This window comes from Pantoea sp. BAV 3049, from assembly GCF_009765445.1.
GTDB lineage: Bacteria > Pseudomonadota > Gammaproteobacteria > Enterobacterales > Enterobacteriaceae > Erwinia.
The window spans coordinates 56,328-61,044 of sequence record NZ_WHOY01000031.1; the positions used below are offsets into that span (position 1 = coordinate 56,328).

Annotated in this window: 3 protein-coding genes and 1 pseudogene; 2 read left to right on the forward strand and 2 right to left on the reverse strand. The window is 53.3% G+C overall.

Annotated elements, in window-relative coordinates:
- Positions 1-103 precede the first annotated feature (103 nt).
- Both GSQ70_RS01040 and GSQ70_RS01045 read right to left on the reverse strand, forming a co-directional pair.
- Positions 104-2,431, reverse strand: coding sequence for a hypothetical protein (locus GSQ70_RS01040; RefSeq protein ID WP_158780532.1), 2,328 nt, complete (start codon positions 2,429-2,431; stop codon positions 104-106).
- Between the two features lie 2 nt (positions 2,432-2,433).
- A complete protein-coding gene (locus GSQ70_RS01045; protein WP_158780475.1) occupies positions 2,434-2,841 on the reverse strand; it encodes a hypothetical protein in 408 nt (135 codons plus the stop codon).
- Here GSQ70_RS01045 and GSQ70_RS25895 point away from each other — a divergent pair.
- Together GSQ70_RS25895 and GSQ70_RS01055 are read left to right on the forward strand one after the other, a co-directional pair.
- The gene (locus GSQ70_RS25895) at positions 2,831-4,054 is read left to right on the forward strand and encodes an RHS repeat-associated core domain-containing protein (RefSeq protein WP_233268227.1); all 1,224 of its coding nucleotides are present in this window, start codon (positions 2,831-2,833) and stop codon (positions 4,052-4,054) included. The two genes, GSQ70_RS01045 and GSQ70_RS25895, sit on opposite strands and share 11 nt — an antisense overlap.
- A gap of 64 nt (positions 4,055-4,118) precedes the next feature.
- A pseudogene (locus tag GSQ70_RS01055) lies at positions 4,119-4,717 on the forward strand (IS6 family transposase); the annotation flags it as partial.

Below are 4,717 nucleotides of genomic sequence, written 5' to 3' on the forward strand. Positions count from 1 at the left end.
GGCGGCTGTCGTGAATGTCATGATGTTTATTACCTCACATAGTTTGCTGCTCTTAATAAAACGGGAACATTAGTTCCCGTTTTATTAACTCAGAGTAAGGACATTATTCCTGGTTATAACCAACATCAACGATGGCATAGCCGGCACGCAGCGGCATGCCATCCGACATCGTCGTGACAATTACCAGCTCGTCACCGCTCACCGTCTCCGGCGACGTATAGCTCACGGTATAAACAGGCTCGTCATCCGTTCCTGATATCTCCGTGTCACCCAGCGAACCGCTTCCCGCCTCCGGATAAAGCGACCACGTGTCCGGGTCTATCTCACCGTCACCGGTGGCCGAAAACTTCTGTACGGACCCCAGCGTCATCTCCGTGAGCAGCGGCGGTGTGACGGGAAATTCCGCATGGGTCGCGTGACTTACCAGCAGGACCCGGGCGGTGGCGGCTTGTCCGTCAGATGCTGTTGCCTTAACGTTTACCCAGGAATAGCCTTTCGGCCAGGCATCGGATGGCGTGGTATACTGACCATTCTCATCAATAACGCCGGTCAGCCCTCCGGACTCTGCCGCCTCAACGCTCCAGCCGGACAGGTCCGTGCCGTCCGTAAGGTCCGCGGTGAACTGCCAGGTGGAGGGACTGCCTGCGACTTCCTTCACGGCTATAAAGGCCGGTGATATCATTACTGATGACGGTACAACCGCCACATAGGCAGATTCCGTGGCGCCATCAGTGCCGGTTGCGGTAATTTTAACGTTAATCAGGGCACTCTCAAGCGCGGCAGGAGCCTGATAAAGGCCGTCGGCGCTGATGGTACCGGAATCGGCCGGAGACACGGACCAGGTCACGTCATCGCTGGCGGTGAACTGCACGCTCTGCCCGACAGAAACCGTGCTGGTCAATGGCGTTACGCTCAGAGAGGTCAGAGACGGGGCGATATCACCGAACACTATCATGTCACCCGGCATGGAAGCGTCTTTCAGCTGGTTAATGTTCTGCTCCGGGAACAGCAGGTGGTCGACGGCAAACACGCTGATAGGCTCAAAGCTCACGCTGCTGAGCAGCGCGCTGACGGCTGCACTCACCATGCTGTCGAGTTTCTCGTGCAACAGGTCTGCCAGCGTCGCGCCATCGTAATATTTGATGATGTCTCCAAATTTATCCCAGAAATTACTGCTCACATGGATATTATTGCTGCCGCCCGTTAGCTGAATGGACTCATCAACTGTGTTCACTACCATCGTGTAGTTCCCCTGGCCGGTTGGGGAAAATGTGACATCTCTGTCGCTGTAGCCGTAAGAGTCTGTGAATGATCCGTCATGTACAGAGTACTTGAGACCAAAATGGTTAATAAAAGTCCTGTCTGAATCTGGCGTCAGTACGAACCCGCCCTCCGTTTTTATTTTCGCCCCTGCCAGTTCGTAAATAAAGTCCTTATCAAGTTCATCATACGCATGACCAGACTCCCGCACAAAATCACCGCTCCACGTTCTGTTCCAGAGCCCTCCACTACTATCCCGATTTTCCGCATTCACAAAACCCAGCCGCAGAGTGGCATTATCAGAGGCCACGAGTTCCCAGGCAGTATCGCTGGAGCTTCCCTCGCGCGTCAGCGTCCATTCGCCAGTGTCCAGGACGCTGTCCATTGATTTTTTAACGAACTGGTTCATGACGAGCAGGTTATTCACCAGGATAGCTGAAGAGTGGTCGTCGGGGATGAGCCACGGGAACGTTTCGTCCGGCAGGCTGGTCGCGTTTTCTGACGGATGAGCTTTGGTGAGCACAAAAAGCAGAACGGCACCGTAACCTGCTCCCTTATTCGTGTTGCCGGCAGGCTGGGTGCGGATGATAAAATCCGTGGGCGTCAGGACCGTGTCCAGCACGTCCATGCTGAGCTGCCCCACACTGTAGGTCACGGGATTATTTTTCAGCCACTGCTCAAAATACGGAATGATTTCTGCAGCCGGGTCGTCGTCGACGTTGGTTGTGTTCACGCTGCCGGCTGACAGGTCCAGGATAACATGACCTTCCGTATCCACCGTCCCGCTGCCTTTTTTCAGATCCACATCCAGCTTCAGGTAGACCCCACCCCCGGGGCGAACGCGGGTGTAGCGGGTTACCTGGTTGTCGGTATTGAGTTTTGCAATACTGCCCCTGACAAACTCCATGGTTACGGAGACGCGGGAGTCAGTGATAGTGGCATTTTCAAAAGAGATACGCGGGGCGGACAGCGTCAGGTCACTGAAGCGCACGGTGCCGTCACTGTTAGTCCAGTTGAATACCGGCATCTCGGCACCATCAGCACGCTTACTGACATACTGCTGCTCAAGAAGGTGGTTGATTTTGTCGCGGTCATAGGCAATCACCGCATCGTATCCCAGCGTTTTGGTTTTACCCGCGAGGGTATTAATGATATCTGCAGAAGTGGTCATTATTATTCTCTCTTTAAGCATATGGAAGATGAAAGGTTCTGGTTAAAATCCAGCCTCACCATAAATAGTAGGTTATTTTTTGTTCTGCCATCAGGCATTATGAGTACGCCTGAACACCCCGCATCCTGAAAGCTGAGATTGGCAATATTATTCATGGTGTTGATGCAGGATCGTCCTGATGGGCTGCCCATCAGGAGTGACTGGCAGTTCAGCCACTCCTGCATCGCCGATAAAAATACATTATTTTCATAAACATGGGTTAAACGATGAGATAATGTTAGGTGACGGATGGTATCAGAACCGGTTTTATCGGAGGGGCGTGGGGTTTCAGCCAGACAGATTTTTTGTCGTGCTGCTGCCAGAATGCGCGTAACAGATACAGTATCAGGAGCCAATATTATGACGTTCACGACAGCCGCCGGGGCCACCCGGTTTATCCGCCACGGCCACGCCTGCCTGGGCGTGGCCGGCCCCGCAGGACTCACCCTGACCGCAGGTGGCCACAACGACAGCCTGCTCTGGTCGCGTAACCCGGCCTCCGGGAGCGGACAGCTTCACACCTGGTCTCCCGGGGGGAACGGGAACGCCACGGACGGCCTGCCCGGCTTTAACGGCGAACGTCCGGACCCCGTCAGCGGCAGCTATCACCTTGGCAACGGCTACCGGGCTTATAACCCGGTGCTGGGCCGTTTCAACTGCCCGGACAGCCTGAGTCCGTTCGGTGCGGGCGGGATTAATCCGTATGCTTACTGTGCAGGGGACCCGGTCAACCACACCGACCCTACCGGGCATATCAGCTGGCAGGGGATAGTGGGCATTATTGGTGGCGTTATCGGGCTGGGACTGAGCCTGTTCACGGCGGGAGCGTCCATCGCGGCGGCGGGCAGCCTGGCTGCGGCGTGGAGTTCAGCCTCGGCCACCTCGCTGGTTGTGGGAGGACTGGGTATTGCGGCGGACGTGACGGGGATAGCCAGCGGGGCGACGGAGGACGTGAATCCGGAGGCGACCACGGTGCTCGGGTGGGTCTCCATGGCCACAGGCCTGGCGGGCATGGTGGCCGGTGCTGCGCTCTCGCCTAAAGGCGGCAAGGCACTGAAGATTATGAATAAATCCAGCAGGAGCACAATTCAACCAGAAAATATGATTATTAATGATATTAGAGCACAGTTGCCAATCAATGATCAGTATGCAATTTCGCATCAGCTCAGAGAATACATTAGGGATTTTAATGTCAGTTCTTTTTCAAGTGAAGAACACCTTCTCGCAAACCATATTAAAAGACAAACGGAAAAAGTTAACCGTTATTTACAAGAAAAAATAGGCACGGTGGAATCAAGCTCCAGAAAAATCTCAGTCCGATTTGGGCATGATGAGGGAAATTTCATCGAATATTCAATTCCATTGTTAGGGCAAAAAGACTATTTCAAACTTGATACAACCGAGAGGTATTATTATGACAGAACCACTAATGTTATGAATTATATCAACTCAAGCGCATCCACACGGCCACCATTATATAGACAGGCTATGAATATAGCACCACCAGTGCCTTCATATGAAATGAGTATGATACCTCCACCTCCCCTATACACCGCAACAAATGTAGCAGAATCGGTGATTTAGGGTTTTGTCGCATTAAGGCGCAGTCAGGTAACATACTGTTTGTTTTTTGTAATGTTGCCTGACCATGTCCCTGCTCCGAAAAACTTTCCGACGCCTGCATTATCCCGTCGACATTATCGCCCGGTGTGTTCGCTGGTATCTGGCTTATGCCCTGAGCCTTCGCAATCTGGAGGAAATGATGGCTGAGCGGGGCATTATTATTGACCACTCCACGTTCCATCGCTGGGTCATCCGTCTGGTGCCGTTACTGGATAATGCGTTCCGACGGCATAAGCGTCCGGTGGGTCGCCGCTGGCGAATGGATGAAACCTGTATTAGAGTCAGAGGGCAGTGGAAATATCTGTAACGTGCAGTTGACACTGCAGGGCAGACCATCGACTTTTTGTTGACTGCCCGGCGTGATGCGAAAGCGGCACCAATACAGCAGCCCTGGCAACGCTCAATGCCGGCAATCCTGAAGAGGAAAACATCACCGTCAGGCAAATCAAGTATCTGAATAATCTGGTTGAGCATGATCACCGTAACATCAAACGGAAGATAAAACTGATGACGGGGTTCAAATCGTTCAGGCGGGCGCAGGCAATTCTTGCGGGCATTGAGCTGGTACACATGATCCGCAAGGGTCAGTATCAGCATACTGACGGCGACGGATTGTCCCCGGCT

Coding starts and splice junctions, on each gene's coding strand:
- GSQ70_RS01040 (WP_158780532.1), bottom strand. CDS start 2,431: ATGACCACTTCTGCAGATATCATTAATACCCTCGCGGGTAAAACCAAA.
- GSQ70_RS25895 (WP_233268227.1), top strand. CDS start 2,831: ATGACGTTCACGACAGCCGCCGGGGCCACCCGGTTTATCCGCCACGGC.